Raw genomic sequence first — 21650 nt, forward strand, 5'->3', positions numbered from 1 at the left:
CTAGATCCTATAACGGTGCGCCATGCGCTCCTGCAATGGAATGCAGATACCCCATCGGACAGACACAGCCATCAGCGTCATCAGGCACAGCAGGATGCCCTGTACACTGTAGGCGTGAGCCTGAAGAATACGCAGATGGAGCGTTTTCCTTTCCAGCAGAGCGGCCAGATAGACATTATCCCAGAAAAAAGGCAGCGCCACGACAGCTGCCTGCAGCAGAGGCGGGCAAAGCAGGGGCAGGCGGACATCCTTCCAGAATGACCACAGGGGCAAACGAAGATGATGCCCCATCACGATGAACTGACGCCCCGCAACGTCGGCTTCCCGAAGAAACGCCCAGCCAGTGATGCCCATGACCGCCAGAGCCGGCATGACATTCAGAGGAACGGGTACGGACAGTCCCAGCCAGACCATGAAAACAGGGAAAAGCGCTACCACCAGGCAGGCCTTCCGGATCCGCTTCTGCACCTGTACAGGAGCACCCAGCAGCAGGCCCCCCAGCCACCCCCAGACCCCACCAACCAGACAGACCGCTACCACAAGAGCTCCCAACGGCCCCGGTATGCCCCAGAACCCCCAGGAAAGGATCATGGTCAGCATGGTTCCGGCCCCTCCCAGCAGGCAGCGCCTCTTCCAGGAAGCGGAACGCTCCTCCAGCCTCTGTGTCTGCATCTGGTCACAGACGGCATAATGCCGACCGTATCCGCGCAGGGGCGCAATAAGACCATGCTGAACCAGCAGCACAGGCACCAGCATGAGAAGCAGTACGCCACAGGCGAACAGCTCTCCGCCTGTTTTCAGAGCCGAGAGAAGTGCTCCCCCCAACCCGGAAGGGGTATGGGAAAGAAACAGTGCAAGAACCAGCTCCCCTCCCAGAATACGGAGCCAGAAATCGGGCAGGTCCCTCAGAACGGACCGTACGAGTTCAGGGAAGGCAAACGGGATGTGAAGGCGCCAGAAACCCTGCCAGCGCCCCAGCCGCAAGGCTCTTGCCGTTTTCAGAAAACTGGACGGGATTCCTGTTTCCGCTTTCAGGGTGGCATGGACACTCCTGACCAGCAGGCTGAAGCAGCCCACCGCCACGACATCCCAGAACGGCGTCATGACCATACAGAACAGCCCGACAAGGCAAAGGGAGGGAATTTCTCCCAGTATGGCCGTCACACCAGCCAGCGCCCGACGCAGGCCAGTCGAACAGGCCGCCAAGGAGAGGAGAACACAATGCCCCGCAGCCGCCAGAAGCAGCGCCACCACTCCCTTGCCCAGGGTCCAGAACATATCATCCCATGGAGACGGGAAGACAGGGAAGGGCACCAGACCACATGCCCGCAGAAGCCCATACAGTCCCCCCAGAATCAGGACACAGCAGGAGAGACCACTTCCCTGATAAGCCAACAGCCAGTGCCTGCTTCTTTCCCCCAGTCTGGAAAGGTACGCAAAGGGCCAAGTATCCCGTCTCATGGCTGGCCCATGGCCGAATGAATCTTCATGACCGACCCCTCAAAAATCAGCCGCCGGGACTGGAAAACCGGTCAATGGCCGGTACTGCCGAAGCCCCCATGCCCTCGGTCTGTTGTATCAAGGCTGCTGCACTCCTGCCACTGCATTCTCACGACAGGCGCCAGAACCCCTTGGGCAATCCTCATCCCACGTTCGATGACAAAATCTTCCGCCCCGGCATTGATGAGGATGATGCGGATTTCTCCCCGGTAATCTTCATCAATGGTGCCGGGACTGTTGGGCACCATGATGCCGTGCTTCAGGGCCAACCCGGAGCGGGGACGTATCTGAAGCTCATGCCCCTCAGGCAGGGCAACACACAGCCCTGTCGGCACCAGTTTCCGCTCCCCCGGACGAAGTATCAGAGGCTCCTGCACCGCCGCCTGGAAGTCAACACCGGCAGCTCCGGCAGTTCCATAGGCAGGCAGCTCCAGCCCCTCGGAATGGGGGAGGCGAAGAATACGGACTTTCACGACATCGGACATGGCTTGATCCCCTCACAGCTAAAGCCAGAGGACTGTTAATCCTGTTTCTGGAAAAAAGCCACCACCCGCTCTGCAAGCTGTTCTGCCAGAGCGGGTTTGGTCATTTCTGGCCAGCTCTCCGTTCCATTCTCTGTCAGGAACAATACCTGATTTTTCTGCCCACCAAACGGATGCCGGCTCACATCATTGGCAAGAAGCCAATCACACCCCTTGCGGCGACGCTTCTGCTCCGCATGACTCTGAAGATCATCCGTCTCCGCCGCAAACCCGACAACCAGTGCCGGACGTTTTGCAACATGGGACAGCGTGGCCAGAATGTCAGGATTCTCTCTCAGGGAAAGAACAGGCGGAGCCTCTGCCGTTTTTTTCATCTTCCGGCTGCTGACAGTCTCAGGGCGCCAGTCACTGACAGCTGCCACACAGATGGCTGCATCAGCCGGAAGCTGTGCAAGGCAGGCAGCCTTCATCTCTTCTGCCGTCCTTACGTCAATCCGCTGGACAGACGGTGGAGTGGGCAGAAAGACAGGACCACTCACGAGCCGGACGTCGGCACCTCTGGCCGCCAGAGCGCCTGCAATGGCATAGCCCTGAAGCCCTGATGAATGGTTGGAAATGAAGCGGACAGGGTCAATCGGCTCTACCGTCGGGCCGGCCGTGACAATGATACGGCACCCCCTCAGGCCTGTTCCCCCCGACAGGGTTAAACGGACTGCCGCCAGAATCTCGTCCAGCTCTGCCAGACGTCCCATGCCGGTTTCACCACAGGCCACGGCACCATGCGCCGGACCAACGCATCGGACACCCCGCTGCTCCAACAGGGCAAGATTGGCCTGTGTGGCAGGATGGGACCACATGTGAGGATTCATGGCCGGTGCCAGAAGAATGGGAGCTGCCGTTGCCAGGAGAAGGGTCGTGGCCAGATCATCAGCCATGCCCTGTGCCATGCGAGCCATCAGATTGGCCGTGGCCGGGCAGACCAGCACCAGGTCGGCCGACCTGGCAAGAGCGATATGACCGATTTCACTTTCCTGCCCGGGGCGGAACAGCTCATCATGGACAGGAGCGCCACACAACACTTCCAGGGACAATGGCGTCACGAACTGCTTCGCCGCTTCCGTCATGACGGGCACGACCTCCATGCCCTCATGCCGGAGCTGCCGAGCGAGATCCAGCGCCCTGTAGGCAGCAATGCCACCTCCCAGAATGAGAATGACGCGGGCCATGCTCAAAGCCGCCAGCCAGAATGAATGGCCACGATCCCTCCCGAAAGATTCTGATAGGATACACGATCCATCCCCGCCGCCCGCATCATGCCTGCCAGTGTTTCCTGATCCGGGAACATGCGGATGCTTTCGGCAAGATACTGATAGCTCTCCGCATCACCAGCAATCATCTGCCCCATGCGGGGCAGCACCTGAAAGGACCAGAGATCATAAAGGGCCGAGAGGGCCGCCACATCCACTTTCGAAAATTCAAGGCAGAGAAAACGCCCGCCCGGCTTCAGCACACGACGGACCTCCCGCAGGACAGCATCCTTGTCCGTACAGTTGCGCAGTCCGAACGCCATGGAGACCCTGTCCATCGAAGCATCAGGAAAAGGCAGTGCCTCGGCATCAGCAACACAGACATCCATCTCCCCGATCAGCCCGGCCTTGATGGCCCGCTGACGGCCAACTTCCAGCATGGCCTCGTTGATGTCCGAAAGCACGGCATGGCCACCACCACGACGCAACCAGCCAAAAGTGATGTCTCCCGTACCGCCAGCAAGGTCGAGCAGCCTGTATCCCGGCTGCGGGGACAGCATGGTCACGAAGATGCGCTTCCAGACCCGATGGATACCGAGGGACATGGCGTCATTCATGACGTCGTATTTGCCAGCAACGCTTTCAAAAACCTGTCGGACCAGCGGTTTCTTTTCGCCCCGTGGCACATCACGGTAGCCGAAATCAATCGTATCAGCCTCAAAATCAGCTGACGAAGAAGAGGAGGTATGGGAAGAATGGTGTTCAGTCATATGCCACCGTTATCTCATTGCGGATATTTATGCCAGAACTCCCCGAAGTTGAAACCATTCTCCAGAGCATGAAGGCTTCGCTGAAGGGGCACAGCCTGTCCAGCGTGGAGGTCAACCGGCCTGACCTGCGTCTGCCTTTTCCGCCAGGTCTCTCCACAATCCTCCTCCATCAAACGATCATCCAGTTGAGACGTCGTGCCAAATATATTCTGATGGATTTCCAGCATGGCTGGACCCTTCTCATACATCTGGGCATGTCCGGCAGGCTGTTCATCGACCCTGCCCGCCAGAATCTGCCACCCCGCAAGCATGAGCATCTCGTCCTGTGGACCAGCAACGACCATCGTGTCGCCCTGGTGGATCCCAGACGTTTCGGCATGGTCTGTCTCTTCCAGACAGAACAGGAACACCAGCAGCCACAGCTTGCCCATCTGGGAGTGGAACCTCTTTCTGACCAGTTTACGGCAGAAACCCTTGCGGCAACCCTGGTCACGACACGGATGCCTATCAAGAATGCCCTGCTGGACCAGCGCCGGATTGTCGGACTGGGGAACATCTATGTCTGCGAAGCCCTGTTTCGGGCCCGCATCCATCCCGCACGGGCCGCTGACAGTCTGAGCAAGGCGGAGACAAAACGTCTCTGCAGCCTCATTGTGGAGATACTCCAGACGGCTATTGCAGCCGGAGGCTCCACATTGCGGGACTATGTGCACACTGATGGCCAGCCAGGGACTTTCCAGACCCTGCATCTTGTCTATGGCAGGGAAGGGCAACCCTGCCCAGCATGCCTAGCAAAAGGGCATTCCAGCCCCATACAGCGTATGACACAGAGCAGTCGGTCCACGTTTTTCTGTCCACACTGCCAGAAAAAGTTGCGTAAGTGACCCGTTATTGCCGCAGGATATGAAGACAGTGCTTGACGCCATGTCAGCGGAGCGGTAGAGGGGCAGACATTATTTTTTAGCGAACTATCCGCAGGAAACCTGAAGCCCATGGCAAACAACGCATCTGCCCGTAAACGCATCCGTCAGAACGAGCGCCGCCGTCTGCGCAACGCTTCCCGCCTGTCCCGTATGCGTACCTTCATCAAGAATGTTGAGAAGGCCATCCTGTCCGGCGACAAGAATGCAGCGGCAGAAGCACTTCGTGCGGCCCAGCCTGAGATGCAGCGTGCAGCTGGCAAGGGTGTGATTTCCCGCAACACGGTCAGCCGCAAGCTCTCCCGCCTCTCTGCCCGCATCAAGTCTCTTACCGCCGCTGCCTGATCGTCCGATCCAGGCAGAATGGCCCGTTTCATCAGGACCTGATGAAACGGCTTCGGGCGCGCCCACTGGGCGCGTTCTTTTTTTGCCCTCACGCAAGGCGGGGTCGTATCATGGCCCAAGCAGGCTTTCCCTTTCCTGAAGGTTAAGCTAGTGTGACAAGGCACCCAACGCCCCGGCAAAAACACTTGATTACCCCTTCTGGCGGGTTCTACCCTAGCCGAAGGCCTGCAAGACCATGAAGTACGGAGATCAGAAGTGGAAAAAGCTCAGTCCCAGGACGCTGCTATGGCCTCTTCTGAAAATTCTGCTCTCAAGGCATCTTGGCTGCGCATCTGCGATCGCCTGAAAGGTGAGGTCGGCGATGTGGAATACAGGATGTGGATCCAGCGCATTACGTTGGGCCCGCTGGATGATGATGAAATTACCCTCTACCTGCCGGAACGTTTTCTGAGAGACTGGGTCCGTGCCCAGTATGGCCAACGCCTTCAGTCCCTGTGGCGTGAAGAGAATCCAGCTGTCCAGCATGTCGAATTACGGATCGACAAGAAAGCACAGCGTGCCGCAAAAACCGGGGATGATGCTCCACAGGCTGAAGAGGGCGGGGGGGCTGCGAATCTCTCCATCAGCGCCATGGCCAATGAAGATGCAGCGGCCCTGGATCGTGAAGAGGCCGTTGCAGCCACTTCGCCCTCGATGAATGAGGTGCGGAATGATCTTGCCGTCCCGCTGGACCGCCGCTTCACGTTCGACAATTTCGTGGTCGGCAAGCCCAATGAATTCGCCTATGCCTGTGCAGGGCGTGTTGCGGATCATCCCGCCAGCCCCGGTTTCAACCCGCTCTTCCTGTACGGTGGCGTTGGTCTTGGCAAGACCCATCTCATGCACGCTATTGGCCTCAAGCTGATCAGCCGCGGGAACATCTCGGTCGCCTATATGTCTGCCGAGAAATTCATGTACCGTTTCATTGCGTCCATGCAGTCCAAATCCCAGATGGAGTTCAAGGAACAGCTCCGGTCGGTTGATGTGCTGATGATTGACGACCTCCAGTTCCTGATCGGGAAGAACAGCACGCAGGAAGAATTCTTCCATACATTCAATGCGCTGGTGGATGCAGGGCGGCAGATCATCGTCAGCGCTGACAAGAGCCCCTCTGATCTTTCCGGTCTGGAGGACAGGCTCCGCACACGGCTGGGCTGCGGTATGGTAGCGGATATTCACGCTACGACCTTCGAGCTGCGCATTTCCATTCTGGAAGCCAAGGCCAAGGCCTCTGGCACGCCTGTCCCTCCCAAGGTGCTGGAATATCTGGCCCACAAGATCACCACCAACGTGCGGGAGCTGGAAGGTGCACTGAACCGCCTCATCGCCCATGCTGATCTGGTAGGCAGACCCGTCACGCTGGAATCGACACAGGATGTCCTCAAAGACATGCTCAAAGCTCATGAGCGCCGTGTCACGATCGATGAAATCCAGCGCAAGGTGGCCGAGCATTTCAATATCCGTCTGACCGACATGTCATCAGCCCGTCGTGCCCGGGCCGTGGCCCGCCCCCGGCAGATTGCCATGTATCTGGCCAAACAGCTTACAAGCCGCAGCCTCCCGGAAATCGGCCGGAAATTCGGCAATCGGGACCATACGACTGTCATGCATGCCGTGAACCGCATTTCGGAGCTTATGGAACAGGACCCCGGTCTGGCTGAAAGCGTCGAGCTGCTGCGCCACATGCTGGAAAGCTGAAGATGGCTTTTCAAGCATGTCCTTGTTTTGCTAGAGAGACATATTACTCTTCCCGATAAGGCTTTGGGGTTGTCATGAAGTTCACAGTTGATCGCGCGCCACTTCTGCGTGCACTGTCTCACATTCAGGGTGTCGCTGAAAAACGGAACACCATCCCCATTCTCGCCAATGTGCTGATGGAGCATGATGGCGAGGTTCTGCGCCTGACAGCGACGGACATGGAGATTGCCGTCGTCGAGGAAATTCCATCAGAGGCCACACATGCCGGGTCCGTCACTGTTCCGGCTGCCGTTCTCTTCGAGATCGTCCGCAAACTGACCGATGGTGCCCTGATCGAGTTCGAACAGAAGGATGCGGAAGGGCCCCTTCACCTCAAGGCCGGGCGGTACGAGACGAGCCTGAACGTTCTGCCAGTTGATGACTTTCCGGCCATGGTAGCAGGCGATCTGCCTCATCATTTTGCCATTCAGGCAGGTGATTTGCGTCGGCTGGTCGACCGTACCCGCTTTGCCATGTCCAACGAGGAGACCCGTTATTATCTCAACGGCATCTATCTCCATATCGTACTGGTGGACAAAAAGAACCATCTCCGGGCTGTGGCGACAGATGGACACCGGCTGGCCAAAGTCGACGTTCCAGCGCCTTTCGGCGTAAAAGAAATGCCGGGCATCATCATCCCCCGCAAGACCGTAACCGAAGTTCGGAAACTGCTGGATAATGATGGAGCCTCCGTAGAGGTGGCTCTTTCAGAGACGCGCATCCAGTTCCGTATCGGTTCCATCTTGTTGACCTCCAAGCTGGTGGATGGCACTTTTCCGGAATATACCCGTGTCATTCCCCAGTCCAATTCACGCATCCTGCGTGTTACCAAGCAGGATCTTGCGGCAGCCGTAGGTCGTGTGGCGGCCATCAGCCAGGAACGTTCCCGCCCGGTAAAGCTGACCATCACGAAGAACCATCTGACCCTCTCCGCAACCAGCCCCGATCAGGGCATTGCTCAGGAGGAGCTGGATGAAAACAGCGTCACCTACGACAATGACGACATGGAGATCGGCTTCCAGGCCCGTTACCTGACGGACATCACCGACCAGATCGACGCTGAAGCCGAGTTCGCCCTTGCCGACAGTTCATCTCCGACACTGATCCGCGATACGGCCGAACCTGCGGCTCTGTACGTTCTCATGCCCATCCGGGTCTGAACGATCTCCTTGAACCTGCACCGTCTGACATTAACGGATTTTCGTAATTACAGACGGTGCGTCTGGGAGCCGTCCGCCACCCTGTCCGTCCTGACAGGGGAGAATGGCAGCGGCAAAACCAATTTTCTGGAAGCCCTTTCCCTGCTTGCCCCGGGGCGGGGGCTTCTGGGCTCACCAGCTCATATGCTGCCCCGCCACGGAACAACCCAATGGGGCGTCGCCGCCCATCTGGAGCGGGAAGGACAACAGTTCCAACTGTCTACCGGCCTGACCGAGGGGCGAGGACGCCGCATCTTTCTCCTGGACGGAGAAAGAACACGGACCATGGCAGAAATTGCCCGACTTTATTCCTGCGTCTGGCTTACTCCGCAGATGGAACGTCTCTTTCTTGAAGGTGCTGGCAGCCGTAGACGGTTTCTGGACCGGCTGACCGTCGCTCTCCTGCCGGATCATACGCAGCAGCTCATGGCACATGAGCGGTCCGTCATGAGCCGGAACCGCATCCTGCTGGAACAGCCTGATGAAACGGCCTGGCTGACCTCCCTGGAAGAATCCATAAGCCGCCACGCAGTCGCCATAACGGCAGCCCGGCTGCATCTTCTCGAAACATTGGAAGAAACCCCTTTCGGCAATGAAGCTTTCCCCCAAACCCTTCTGGAGCTGCACTGCCCCATCGCCACAGCGCTGAAAGCCAGCCCGGCTCTGGAAGTGGAAGACAAGCTCCGCCACGCCCTGCAACAGTCCCGCCTTCAGGACAAAGCCCGCAAGAGCACCTCCATCGGAGCACACAGGGCTGACATGAGCCTGCGGGACGCCATGACAGGCCGTCAGGCAGCACACTCCAGCAGTGGACAGAAGAAAATCATGCTCCTGAGCGTCATCCTCTCCCATGCCCATGCCATCAGCAGGGTCTGGGGGCAGGCTCCCGTCATCCTTCTGGATGAACCTTTGACCCATCTTGATGAACGGCGGCGGATCATCCTGATGGACAGTCTCTCTGCCCTGAAAACGACCACCATCCTGACAGGAACCGAAGCTGAACCTTTTTCTTCCATCAGAAACATTGCAGCTTTCTTTCATGTTCAGAATGGCGCACTCCATCCGGCATGAGGCGGCCAGAATATGGCCTTTTCTCACGGTTATTTCGGGATAACCCCGGTGACAGCACTGGTCAGGAAAGGCTTCTGACAGTATATTCACCCATCAAAGCTCTCAGCCAACCGGAGTAATGCGCAGGCATGTCAGAATCCCATAACCAGCCGGAAATTCAGTCTTCCGATCATGAGGAATATGGCGCCTCTTCCATCTCCGTCCTGCGGGGGCTGGATGCTGTCCGCAAGCGGCCTGGCATGTATATCGGGGATACGGATGATGGCTCCGGCCTGCATCACATGGTCTTCGAGATCATTGATAATGCCGTTGATGAGGTACAGGCAGGTTTCGCCTCCTACTGCATTCTCACTCTGAATGGGGACGGCTCTGTCACAGTCCGGGATAACGGGCGTGGTATCCCGACAGACCTGCACGAGGAAGAGGGGATCAGTGCGGCTGAAGTCGTGCTGACCAAGCTGCATGCCGGGGGCAAATTCAATCAGAATTCCTACAAGGTTTCCGGCGGTCTGCACGGTGTGGGGGCTGCGGTTGTCAATGCTCTCTCCGAGACCATGGATGTACGCATCTGGCGACAGGGCAAGGAACATGCCATTCATTTCCGGCACGGTGAGCGTGTAGCTCCCTTGGCCGTCATCGGTGATTCGGACGAAGAAAACGGAACGGAAGTCACCTTCAAGCCGAGTGCGGAGACATTCTCCAAAACTGAATTCGAATTCAGTATCCTGGAGCGCCGTGTCCGTGAGCTGGCCTTCCTGAATTCGGGTATGAAGATCATCCTGCGTGATGAGCGTCACAGTGAGCCACGGGAGGTTGTCTTCCACTATGAAGGGGGACTGACAGCGTTCGTCAAATGGCTCAACAGCTCCAAGACGCCACTGATCGATCCTCCCATCACCGGGGAGCTGCAGGATGAAACATCTGGCATCAAGGTGGAATTTGCTCTCTGCTGGAATGACAGCTTCCACGAGACCATGCTGTGCTTCACCAACAACATTCCCCAACGTGATGGTGGCACCCATCTGGCCGGTTTCAGGCAGGCCCTGACGAGGGCCGTCGGGAAATATGCCTCTCTGCTGGGCAACAAGAAAGAAACCAGCAATCTCACAGGTGAGGATATGCGGGAGGGGCTCTCCGCCGTTCTTTCCGTCAAGGTTCCCGATCCTAAATTCTCATCCCAGACAAAAGACAAGCTGGTTTCTTCCGAAGTTCAGCCTGTCGTGCACACCATCGCCGCCGACATGATCGGCCACTGGTTCGAGACGCATCCCAAGGAAGCCCGCATCATCATTGCCAAGATTGCTGATGCCGCCAGTGCGAGAGAGGCCGCCCGCCGTGCCCGGGAACTGACACGGCGCAAAGGCGTTCTGGATGTCTCATCCCTGCCGGGCAAACTGGCCGACTGCCAGGAACGCAACCCGGAAGGGGCAGAACTCTTCATTGTGGAGGGGGATTCTGCCGGCGGAACAGCAAAACAGGGACGGGACCGCCGTTTCCAGGCCATTCTGCCTTTGCGTGGCAAAATTCTCAACATTGAGCGTGCCCGCTTCGACCGGATGCTTGGCTCTGCCGAAATTGGCACCCTCATCACAGCCTTGGGCACGGGGATCGGTCATGGTCCAGCCGAGCAGGGGGGCTTCAATATTGACAAGCTCCGTTACCACAAGATTGTCATCATGACGGACGCTGACGTGGATGGCTCCCACATCCGCACCCTGCTTCTGACCTTCTTCTTCCGGCAGATGCCCCAACTCATCGAAAACGGCCATCTCTACATTGCCCAACCGCCGCTCTTCCGTGCCAAACGTGGACAAGAGGAACGCTACCTCAAGGATGAACCTGCACTGGACAGCTACCTGCTGGACAAGGCCCTGAGCAATGCATCCCTGACCTGCCATGACGGAACCGTACTGGACGGTGCGGAACTCCGTGACGTGATTGACCGTTGCAGCCGACTGGCACAGGACATGCGGGCACTTTCAGCCCGTGTCCCGCTCTGGATCATGGAGCAGGCGGCTGTCAGCGGGCTCATCAACCCTGATGCAGCGATCCGACAGAAAGCAGTCGATGGCTTCCTGGCCAGACTGGAAGCAGCATCTCCCGAAAATGAGCGGGGCTGGGAAGTTGAGGCCGACAGCCAGGGCGTCACCTGCCGTCGTTTTCTCCGTGGTGTGGGGGAACGCTACACGTTTGAAGCCACACTGCTTCGCTCCAGTGAAGCACGCCGTCTTCTCGCACAGTCCCAGTGGCTTGCTGAATTCTTCAGCAGGCCCGTGACATTGCAGCTTGACCAGAAGAATTTCGAATTTTCTGGCCCGGGCATGATGATGGAACAGATACTGGCCCAGGGGCGCCGTGGTCTGGCCATCAACCGCTTCAAGGGCCTGGGCGAAATGAATGATGAGCAGCTCTGGCACACCACGCTGGACCCGGCCACCCGGACCCTCCTGCAAGTGCAGGTTGGCGATGTCGAAGAAGCGGGGCAGGTTTTCTCCACCCTCATGGGGGATGTTGTCGAACCCCGTCGTGAGTTCATCGTGGATAACGCACTGAAGGTTGCCAATCTTGACGTCTGACACGCTTTCAATCCGCCGCTCCATCACTGGCCGCCTGCTGGCGGGCCTGACGCTGGCTTCTTCCTGTCTGCTGGCCCCGGGGGCTCTGGCAGAGCAGGCAGACGCGCCTGCACCGGCACCCTCACTGAAAAGCGCAGCCGACACCCTGCCTGCCGCACAGAACATACATCTCCGGTACGGTGTTTTCATTCATGGGTATCGTGCCTTGGGCGCTGATGCAGATTATGTCCTGCAACCTTGGGGCTACGGAGTGGAGACGCATCTTTATACCGTTGGTCTCGCCAGCTGGTTTTTGACACTGAATCTGCTGAGCAGTGCCCAGGGGCACTTCAACGGAGATAATGTTGCGCCGGTTTCCTTCAGCAACAGTGGATTTGCCCATGGCGAGGAAGAAAAAGCTCACATTGATTTTGATCTGACTGGCCCGCATGTGGCCGTCTTCCTGCCAGTAGACAAACAGCGGGAGCCATTGCCCGCTGCAGAGCTGAAGCAGTCTGTCGACATGCTCAGTTTTCTTGTTGCGCTGACACACCGGATGACGCTGAAACAGGACTGCACTTTCAGCAGACCTGTTTTCGACGGTATCCGTCTGTCCTATCTGGATGTTCATGGCCCCAGCCAGACGACCCTTCCCAAGGATCATGGGTCCTATTTTCGGGGGGACGCCCTGAAATGTGATTTCACGGGACGGCAGATTGGTGGTTTTTCCATCGGCACACGCTTCAAGGCCGCCCAGTCCAGTCCTCACAAAGGAACCGTCTGGTTTGTCCATGATCCTCAGGGCGGGTTCGTTCCAGCACGCATCGAATTCGATCACTACAAGATGGGGCAGATTCTTGTCGTTCTACAGGCAGCACCAAAAGTCTCTGCTGTCACACACACCCAGACCCGCTGAGCCTTCCCCTCATGCACCTGTCTTCATTCCATGGGAGGCCTGATCTATGAGTTCCATGACTACTGCCATCATTCTGGCTGCCGGTATGGGAACACGCATGAAGTCCCGGTATCCCAAGGCCATGCAGCGTCTGGGAAACCGCCCAATGATCTGGCATCTGATCGAAACAGCCCGGCAGGTCGTGGACCGCATTGTGGTCGTCATCGGCCCGGGAATGGATGATCTGGCCCGGCAGGTATCTCCCCACACAACTGTCATCCAGCATGAACGTCTGGGCACGGGACACGCCGCAAAAACAGGCGTGGATGGATTGGAAGAGGGACGGGCTGTCATACTTTATGCTGATAACCCACTCCTGACAGCCGATACCATGCAGCGCCTGCTGGATGCCCAGGGAGAACAGGAGAACGTACTGTCCCTGTTGGGAATGCGCCCTGCTGTGCCCGGGCATTATGGGCGGATTGTGACAGGCCCCGATGGGCAGGTGGAACGGATCGTCGAGTTCAAGGATGCTTCCGACGCCGAAAGGCACATTACACTCTGCAATGCAGGCATGATGTGTGCTGAGGTTGCGCAGCTGAAAGACTGGTTGGGCCGCATTACCCCCGAAAATGCCCAGAACGAGTATTATCTGACGGATATCGTCGCTCTCGCAGCCCGGCAAGGACGAGTAAGCTGCGTCGAGGGGACGGAGGACGAGCTGGCCGGCATCAACTCCCGGGCCGAGCTGGCAGAGGCCGAAGCACGGCTCCAACAGCGTCTGCGCCAGAAAGCATTGCAACAGGGCGCCACCCTAATTGATCCATCCAGCGTCTTTTTCGACCCTGATACCATCATTTCTGCCGATGTGGTGATCGAACCCAACGTGTTCATTGGGCCTGGCGTCACTCTCGAAGAAGGTTGCGTAATCCGTGCCTTTTCACATCTGGAAGGATGTGTTGTGAAGCAGGGCGTCGTGATTGGCCCTTATGCCCGGCTGCGTCCTGGCACTGTCTGCCATGAAGGCAGCCACGTCGGCAATTTCGTGGAACTCAAAAACACGACTCTGGGGGCCGGAAGCAAGGCAAATCATCTCAGCTATCTGGGGGACAGCCAGATAGGTGCGGGGAGCAATATTGGCGCTGGCAGCATAACCTGCAATTATGATGGCGTCTTCAAACACGGAACCGTTATTGGGGAAGGCTGCTTCATAGGGTCCAATACCATCATGGTGGCCCCCATCCAGATTGGCGATGATGCCATGACAGCGGCAGGCAGTGTCATCACGCAGGACGTTCCCGCCGAGGCCCTTGCATTCGGGCGGACACGGCAGGACAATAAGGCAGGCAAGGGGAAGGCTCTCCAGCAGGCACTGCGGAAGAAGAAGGAACAGGGCTGATGTGTGGTATTTGTGGCGTCGTCGGACACCGTCCTGCTACTCCGATCGTATTTGAAGGGCTCCGTCGGCTGGAATATCGCGGTTATGATTCTTCCGGCATTGCGACCGTGGAGCATGGTCGGCTCGCACGTTGCCGGGCTGCCGGAAAGCTGGATAATCTGGCCAAGGCTCTGGAGGAAACACCCCTTTCCGGTACCACAGGTATTGGCCATACCCGTTGGGCAACCCACGGAGCACCAACCACCAACAATGCCCACCCGCACAGGGTCGGAAAAGTGGCGATTGTTCATAACGGTATTATCGAGAATTTTTCAGACCTGAAGAAAACCCTTGAAGCCGGGGGGCGTACCTTCGAGACTGAAACGGATTCAGAAGCCGTCGCCCATCTGCTGGATGAGCATATCCAGAACGGTCTGCCTCCCAAGGAAGCTGCTTTTGCAACCATCCGTCAGCTCCAGGGTGCTTATGCCATTGCCATGATCTTTGAGGGACATGACAATCTCCTCATCGGGGCCCGTCATGGCGCTCCTCTGGCTATTGGCTACGGCGAAGGGGAGATGTTCCTCGGGTCGGACAGTCTCGCCCTGGCACCGCTCTCCAGCCAGATATCCTATCTTGAAGATGGGGACTGGTGCGTGCTGACGCGGGAGCATGTCGAGATTCTGGACGGGCAGGGCAGGGCTGTTGAGCGGCCGATCCAGACAGCCTCCCTGACAACGGGGCAGATTGGCAAGGATGGGTACCGGCATTTCATGGAGAAGGAACTCCATGAACATCCCGTAGCCATTGGCCAGACGCTCCAGCGCATCATCGACCCTGTCACACGTCGCATTGCTCTGCCAGACATGCCATTTGATGCCAGTACGCTGTCCCGTGCTACGATCACGGCCTGCGGTTCAGCTTTTTATGCTGGCATGGTCGGCCGCTACTGGCTTGAAGAGCTGGCCCGGCTGCCGGTTGATATTGATGTGGCCTCCGAGCTGCGCTACCGGAACCCGCCACAGCCTGACAAGGGGCTGGCACTGCTCATATCCCAGTCCGGTGAAACAGCCGATACACTCGGGGTGCTGAGGGAGCTCAAGACGGCAGGGCAGAGCATCGTCTCCATCCTGAACGTGGAACATTCCACCATGGGCCGGGAGAGTGATCTGGTTCTGGGCATGGTAGCCGGACCAGAAATATCAGTTGCCTCCACCAAGGCATTTACGGCCCAGCTTGCCGTGCTTGCTGCCCTGACCATCGATTTTGCCCGCCAGCGCAACCTGCTGGATGAAAAACGGGAACGGGAGCTGACAGACAACCTGCTGGACCTTCCATCCCATGCCATGGAAGTTCTGGGCCTGTTTGACCAGATACGCACCATGGCACGGGTGATTGCCCAGGCCAGGGACGTCCTCTATCTGGGACGTGGAATCTGCATGCCTGTTGCCCAGGAAGGGGCGCTGAAGCTCAAGGAAATCAGCTACATCCATGCAGAAGCCTATGCCGCTGGAGAGTTGAAACATGGTCCCATCAGCCTGATCGACCCCAGTGTTCCTGTCGTGGCGATCGCACCTTCCACCATCCTGTTTGACAAAACACTTTCCAACCTTCAGGAAGCCCGGGCCCGTGGGGGACGCATTCTTGTCTTTACTGATGAGAAGGGGGCTGAACGGCTGAAAGACATTGCAGAACACATGGTCATCCTGCCGGATGTCAGTGCCTTCGTGGCGCCCATCCTCTACACCATTCCGGTACAGATTCTGGCCTACGAAGTTGCCCTGCTGAAAGGTACGGACGTGGACCAGCCCCGCAATCTGGCCAAGTCCGTTACCGTGGAGTAACGACGACGCCCCGTTAATGCTTCAGAAAGGTGGAAAGCAGGTAATAACCCCCTGCAAGGCTTGCCTGACAGGGGTTTTGCGCTTACTCTCCGGGCAGCGTGATCAGAGGGTGAAAAAAGGGGATATCAGATGGAAATAGGGCTGGCAGCTGTACTTCTGACCCTGGTTTTCCTCCTTTTTCTCATCAGCTTCATTCCGCCCCTGGCCAAGAAGATCAACCTGCCTGAAACGGTCATCATTGCCGTATTGGGGATAGGGCTGGGGGCAGCGTCCTCTCTCGTCAACAATTCCATGGGGCTGGACCTGCTGGAAGGACCGGCAGGGGCTCTCCTGTCATTCCCCATCAGCAGTGAGGGCTTCCTGCTCATCTTCCTGCCACTCCTGGTCTTTCAGGGGGCCATGGGGATCAATGTCCGCAGTCTGACCCATGAAATCGCCACGGTGCTGCTGCTGGCCATCGTGGCTGTCATTGTCTCCACAGCGACTATTGGCTTTGCCCTCTATCCCTTTGCACAGCAGAGCCTCGTTGCTTGCCTCCTGCTGGGGGCCATCGTGGCCACGACAGATCCCTCTGCCGTGGCCAGCATTTTCCGTGAGATCGGCGCAGCGGCCCGCCTAAGCCGCCTTGTGGAAGGGGAAGCCCTGCTGAACGACGCAGCGGCCATTGCCATTTTCACCATCCTAGTATCGGCCATCACCGCCCATCACCAGATCAGTTTCAGTGAAGCCTGCATAGATTTTCTGACCAACTTTGCCGGAGCCGTCATCATCGGTGTGTCAGTCGCCCGACTGGCCCTCATCATGATTACTGCCATCAGCGGATTCCCCGCAGCTGAGATCACACTCTCCCTCGTGCTGCCCTATGGGGTTTACATCCTCTGTGACGATATCCTCGGGTTTTCCGGTGTGGTCGCCACGGCCTCTGCCGGTCTGACCATTTCGGCTTTTGGTCCATCCACCTTCCGTCCCCAGACGTGGCGCTTTCTCCGGGAATTGTGGGAGCAGATCGAGTTCTGGGCCAGTACGCTCGTCTTCATGCTAGCGGCCATGCTTGTCCCCCGTATGATGATCGGCATGACGAAGTGGGACCTTCTGCTGATCTTCATTGCCAGTCTGGCAGGGCTGATCGCCAGAGCAGCCGTCATCTTCGGCCTCCTTCCTCTCCTGATCCTCACCAGACTGTCGCCACCTGTTCCATTACGCTTCAAGACCACCATGGCCTGGGGTGGCCTGCGTGGCGCCATCACGCTGGCGCTGGCACTTGCTGTCAATGAAAACCCGCACATCAACGATTCCATCACCCATTTTGTCGGGATCGTAGCTACCGGATTTGTACTGACCACACTTCTCATCAATGGTACGACGCTACGCTCTCTGGTTCTTTTCCTGAAGCTCGACAGGCTGTCCCCCATTGATGAAGCCCTGCGAAACCAGATCATCGGTATCGGTCTCAGCCATGTGGCTCAGCGTGTGGCCCATGTGTCTGATGAACTCAGTTTTGGTGCCCGGACACGGGGCGGGGTCATCAGCCGGCTTGAACAGCGTGCCGAAAAGGAAAAAGCCAGCAACAATTTTGAGACAGCACTGACCGACAAAGATCGCGTCAACATGGCCCTGCTGACCATTGCCAACCAGGAGCGGACCCTGCTGCTGGACCTTTTCCGGGTTCAGGGAATGTCCAGCCGTCGGGTGATCGAGACCCTGCTGCGCGCTACAGAGGCCATCGTGGATGCCACCCAGCTGGAGGGACGGTATGGCTACGTCAAGACACGCCGCAAGAGTCTTCAGCCTTCCTGGCGTCTCCGCCTGGCACAGATGCTGCACAGGCGCTTTCATATTGATCGCCCGCTGACCGCCTGCATGATGGAGCGTTTTGAAACGCTGATCATTTCCCATCTGGTTTCCACATCCCTGATACGCTTTGTCCGGGAACGCATGGAACCCACTCTGGGACTCCGTATTACGGAAATCGTGTCTGAAGTGCTGGGACGGCAGCGCAAACTGCTGGATGATGCCCTGGCAACACTGAGGCTGCATTATTCCGGCTATTCAGAAGCGCTGGAGGGACGTCTGTTGCGCCAGATAGCCCTTCGTCTGGAAGATGAAGAATATGCCACTCTGGCAAAGGACAACCTCATCTCGCAGGAACTGCATCGGGAGCTTCATAAGTCGATCGAACGACAGAGGAATCGGCTGGACACGCCGTTACGCTTCAACCTGCGCAGTGGCATTGAGCAGCGTCTGAGGTCTTTCCCTGCCTTCAACGGGGTTCCAGATGCAGCCCTTCATGAACTGGCGGGCCGGGTCTTCATCTGTTTCCTCTCGCCAGGGGAGATACTGATCCGCAAAGGCGAGCGCATCCGCACGATCTATGCGCAGGTGGCAGGTCTTGTAGAAACATCCACCAGCACGGAAACCCAAGAAGTCATGCTGGGAGCAGGAGACCTGATTGGCGCCAACAGCCATATTCAGGGACAGAGAGCGCATAATACGGTCCGCTCCCTGCAATTTTCCCACATGCTGGCCATTCCAAAAGCTGATTTTGACAGGCTTCTGCAAACCTTTCCCATCGTGAAGCGTCAGATCATGAAGCGGCATGACATGAGGCTGAAGGGCTCTCTCGGAGCCAACGTGGTCATTACCAGAGAAGGCAACACCATCTCTCCAGCCCATGAAGCCGGTTTCATCATTTCGCCGATCGTGGAAAAACGCTGACTTTTTCAGCCGTGGGAAGAACCTGCCAGAAACAGGCGGCTGCCAATCCTGCTGGAGGCCATCAGGCCGAGCGTAGACAGGAAAGCAGCGCCTGAATGAAGCGACCAGAAAAGCGCATCAGGGATCTGGTGCAGCATCCCTGCCAGCTTGCCGACCATCAGGTTTCCCAGAAAAATATGCAATGTAAAGCAGGAAATCAGTGTCGTACTGTGCCGTGCAGGTGCATAACGGGAGAAGAGGGCCATTCCGATAGGAAAAGTCATCCCGCAGCCAATGTCATTGACGGTATGGAAGGCCACACCCCACCAGAGGCTGACCTGATGAGGGGCGGGGCAGACATATTCTCCTGCGATCAGGAATAACGGCCCAGCTGTCGCAATGGCGCTACCAATGATGATCTTTGTCATGTCATGTACGGGGCGGCCACGGCGGTGATCATACCAGCGCCAGAACCACAGGACCAGAAATCCCGTAATCATGCTGATGACGCTATCCAATGAAACCAGCGTACTGACGGGACACGTAATGCCCATGACAGTCAGGCGATAATGATCACTGCCCCAGAGAAGATAACCATCCATGATTTCCTGATTGGGAAGAACTCCAAGGGCAAACAGGCCTACCAGCCAGAGCAGAAAGACAATCCGTTTCTTTTCCACCACCGTGCAACCGACTGGCCGGATGTCCTTGCCAACAGCAAAGGAGGCCGTTTCTTCTGGGAGATAACGACACCCCATGAGATAACCAGCCAACCCCATCATCATCGCACAAGCTGTTGCCATGAAAGCCCAACGCCAGGCAATGGTTCCCAGAAAGGCGCAGAGAAGGGGAGAGATGATGGCCATGATCTGTATGCTCTGGCTGTAAAGCTGATAAGCATCAGAACGTCTACGGTCTTCCAACGTATATAGCGCTCCAACCTGCGCCTTCAGGCTGCCGGACAAAGCAACACCTGCCAAAAAGAGCCACAGGGCCAGAACAAAACAGCTTTCCGCCATCATGAGGGTAAAACTGACTGTCAGCAGACTGATGCCAATGACAGCAGAACGCGTCCGGCCAAGGCCGTGATCTGCCATGAAACTTCCCACAAATGGAGCTGCAAATATGACCGCCATGATGAGGCCCGAAAGACTCCCAGCTGTGGCGTCCAGACCACTGGGAGCGTACAGGCTATCATTGATGGACAGAAGGGACGGTAGGCCCAGAATATGCCGGGCCCGGTCTGTGTGCTGCAGGATGTCCTTCAGATACACCACCAATATGGAAAGCATCCCGTATTGGGCAAAGGAGAGCCAGCCTTCCGTCCAGAACAGAACCCACAAACCTTTGGGATGCCCAAGAAATTCAGTCTTCGGGTTTTTATATCTGGCTGGAAGGATATCAAATAATCTGTCAGTCATGGGTTGTCTTATAGCAGCGACAGAAATCTTGTGGGAGTTCCCTTCACAAAAGAAAATCGCATAATAAAGATTATGCAAACTCATATATGTTAAAACCAACCAGATAATCTAACGACCAGCCATACATACCAGCAAATTCAACGTATCAAACATCCATGACGCCACAATCATATGACCTCACAGAACCCAATGGCAATGTGCATCCCATGCTGCGACCATATAGTGCATTGGGCTGATCCAGCCCATACCATTACCCAGTTCTGTTCTTGGCCATCAACAGATCAGAAACTGACAGACAATTACCGGCACGAACCATTATAAAAACGATCAAACCTGTAGCCCAGAGACGTCAGCACCTCATAACCGATCGTACCCACACATTCGGCCATCGTAGCAATATCCTGCTGCGGCCCGATGAGTGTCAGCCATACACCCTCCCGGGCAACCTCATCCGGCAACTCCGTAACATCAATGGAAAGACTATCCATGGAAATCCGCCCGAGAACAGGCAGACGTCTATCTCCCCACCATAAGGCACCATCCCGGGCAAAAGAACGGAAGATGCCATCGGCATAGCCAATACCAACAGTCGCCACACGCCTGCGCCGCTCTGCACGATAGGTCAGGCCATACCCGATACTCCCCCCTGCTTCGACAATCCTGACCTGCAATATCTGAGCCTCAAGCCCAATGGCTGGCACGAGTGGGCAGCTCTCCCCATGCGGCGGAATGCCATAAAGCGCAATACCGGGGCGAACCATCTCGAAATGATAGTCAGCTCCCAGGAAAATGCCGGAAGAAGCCGCCAATGACCGAGGCACATCGGGAAAAACTGCACTCATGGCCAGAAAACGCTGAAGCTGCTCCCTGTTGGCAGGGTCATCCGGCTGGTCAGCACAGGCCAGATGGCTCATGACGAGAACCGGCTTCAACCCTCTCAGAACCTCGGCGCGAAGGTCATCTTTCGAAACCCCGAAACGGGACATGCCCGTGTCGAACTGAAGAGCCGCCGGATGATCCTGTCCCTCCCCATGACAGAAAGCCCGCCACTGCCTTACCTGCTCCAGACTGTTCAGAACCGGGATCAGACCATGCTCCACCATCGTTTCCGGCTGCCCTGTCAGGAAGCCATGCAGCACGAAAATCCTCTTGTCCGGCAGCAGTCTCCGCAGCTGGCATCCTTCCTCCGGCTGGGCCACAAAAAAGGTCTGGACCCTGTCAGCAAGACTGGAGGCAATCTCCCGCACACCCAGCCCATAAGCATCAGCCTTGACCACAGCAGCACATTCCGCACCCCGTACGCACTCCGCCAACCACGCATGGTTCCTCCTGATAGCGGCAAGATCCACCGTCAGACGGGCACTTGTCTGCTTGCAGAAATGCATCTCTCTGGCCTCTCATTCTCATGCTGTCCAAGATCAGGCGCCCTGATCTTACAGGAAATATCTTCCTTAGAAATTATTATTTAATGATAAAATCCCATACCGTTTTTTCCCTGTTTTCCGGGCTTTTCTCCCAGTTTTCAGGAAGGAAGACAAAGCCTCCCGCCAGAG

The 21650-nt window shown here is 57.0% G+C and carries 16 protein-coding genes; 10 read left to right on the forward strand and 6 right to left on the reverse strand.

Translation table 11 applies throughout. From position 1 onward, the window contains the following. The 4 genes from DTJ15_RS04105 to ubiE all read right to left on the reverse strand — a co-directional run bounded on the left by DTJ15_RS04105 (position 1) and on the right by ubiE (position 3999). Positions 1-1278: a hypothetical protein gene (locus tag DTJ15_RS04105; RefSeq protein WP_249109490.1), complete on the reverse strand. Its 1278-nt coding sequence runs from the start codon at positions 1276-1278 to the stop codon at positions 1-3. 254 nt (positions 1279-1532) lie between these two features. Then, entirely contained in the window at positions 1533-1985 is a 453-nt protein-coding gene (gene dut, locus DTJ15_RS04110) for a dUTP diphosphatase (protein WP_043560125.1), read from the reverse strand. A gap of 35 nt (positions 1986-2020) precedes the next feature. Then, positions 2021-3208, reverse strand: a complete 1188-nt coding sequence (coaBC, locus tag DTJ15_RS04115) for a bifunctional phosphopantothenoylcysteine decarboxylase/phosphopantothenate--cysteine ligase CoaBC (RefSeq protein WP_249109491.1) — start codon at positions 3206-3208, stop codon at positions 2021-2023. 2 nt (positions 3209-3210) lie between these two features. Continuing rightward, positions 3211-3999, reverse strand: coding sequence for a bifunctional demethylmenaquinone methyltransferase/2-methoxy-6-polyprenyl-1,4-benzoquinol methylase UbiE (gene ubiE, locus DTJ15_RS04120; RefSeq protein WP_081563158.1), 789 nt, complete (start codon positions 3997-3999; stop codon positions 3211-3213). Positions 4000-4028: 29 nt separating this feature from the next. On the opposite strand from ubiE, the gene mutM reads away from it, so the two are divergent. From mutM to DTJ15_RS04170, 10 genes are all read left to right on the forward strand, one after another. After that, complete coding sequence (gene mutM, locus DTJ15_RS04125) at positions 4029-4883, forward strand: bifunctional DNA-formamidopyrimidine glycosylase/DNA-(apurinic or apyrimidinic site) lyase (protein WP_249109492.1); 855 nt, start codon at positions 4029-4031, stop codon at positions 4881-4883. Between the two features lie 108 nt (positions 4884-4991). Then, positions 4992-5264: a 30S ribosomal protein S20 gene (gene rpsT / locus DTJ15_RS04130; RefSeq protein WP_043560115.1), complete on the forward strand. Its 273-nt coding sequence runs from the start codon at positions 4992-4994 to the stop codon at positions 5262-5264. 285 nt (positions 5265-5549) lie between these two features. Then, a complete protein-coding gene (gene dnaA / locus DTJ15_RS04135; protein WP_154981439.1) occupies positions 5550-7001 on the forward strand; it encodes a chromosomal replication initiator protein DnaA in 1452 nt (483 codons plus the stop codon). 74 nt (positions 7002-7075) lie between these two features. Then, positions 7076-8200, forward strand: a complete 1125-nt coding sequence (gene dnaN, locus DTJ15_RS04140) for a DNA polymerase III subunit beta (protein WP_043560108.1) — start codon at positions 7076-7078, stop codon at positions 8198-8200. A 9-nt stretch (positions 8201-8209) separates the two neighbouring features. Beyond that, positions 8210-9310 carry a DNA replication/repair protein RecF gene (gene recF / locus DTJ15_RS04145; RefSeq protein WP_081563160.1) on the forward strand — a complete coding sequence of 367 codons (1101 nt, stop codon included), beginning with the start codon at positions 8210-8212 and terminating at the stop codon, positions 9308-9310. Positions 9311-9438: 128 nt separating this feature from the next. Continuing rightward, positions 9439-11886, forward strand: coding sequence for a DNA topoisomerase (ATP-hydrolyzing) subunit B (gyrB, locus tag DTJ15_RS04150; RefSeq protein WP_081563161.1), 2448 nt, complete (start codon positions 9439-9441; stop codon positions 11884-11886). Beyond that, positions 11876-12781, forward strand: a complete 906-nt coding sequence (locus DTJ15_RS04155) for a hypothetical protein (protein ID WP_052349059.1) — start codon at positions 11876-11878, stop codon at positions 12779-12781. The genes gyrB and DTJ15_RS04155 overlap by 11 nt, the downstream gene beginning before the upstream one ends. Before the next feature lie 46 nt (positions 12782-12827). Further along, positions 12828-14159, forward strand: coding sequence for a bifunctional UDP-N-acetylglucosamine diphosphorylase/glucosamine-1-phosphate N-acetyltransferase GlmU (gene glmU, locus DTJ15_RS04160; RefSeq protein ID WP_249109494.1), 1332 nt, complete (start codon positions 12828-12830; stop codon positions 14157-14159). Further along, complete coding sequence (gene glmS / locus DTJ15_RS04165) at positions 14159-15982, forward strand: glutamine--fructose-6-phosphate transaminase (isomerizing) (RefSeq protein ID WP_043560099.1); 1824 nt, start codon at positions 14159-14161, stop codon at positions 15980-15982. Before glmU ends, glmS begins: the two co-directional genes overlap by 1 nt. A gap of 129 nt (positions 15983-16111) precedes the next feature. Further along, complete coding sequence (locus DTJ15_RS04170; RefSeq protein ID WP_086431402.1) at positions 16112-18697, forward strand: cation:proton antiporter; 2586 nt, start codon at positions 16112-16114, stop codon at positions 18695-18697. 5 nt (positions 18698-18702) lie between these two features. Here DTJ15_RS04170 and DTJ15_RS04175 read toward each other — a convergent pair whose 3' ends face one another. Both DTJ15_RS04175 and alr read right to left on the reverse strand, forming a co-directional pair. Next, complete coding sequence (locus DTJ15_RS04175; RefSeq protein ID WP_349292850.1) at positions 18703-20181, reverse strand: MFS transporter; 1479 nt, start codon at positions 20179-20181, stop codon at positions 18703-18705. Positions 20182-20396: 215 nt separating this feature from the next. Further along, positions 20397-21482, reverse strand: a complete 1086-nt coding sequence (gene alr, locus DTJ15_RS04180; RefSeq protein WP_249109496.1) for an alanine racemase — start codon at positions 21480-21482, stop codon at positions 20397-20399. Positions 21483-21650 lie beyond the last annotated feature (168 nt).

The organism is Parasaccharibacter sp. TMW 2.1891, from assembly GCF_023337675.1.
In the GTDB taxonomy this organism is placed as follows: domain Bacteria; phylum Pseudomonadota; class Alphaproteobacteria; order Acetobacterales; family Acetobacteraceae; genus Bombella; species Bombella apis.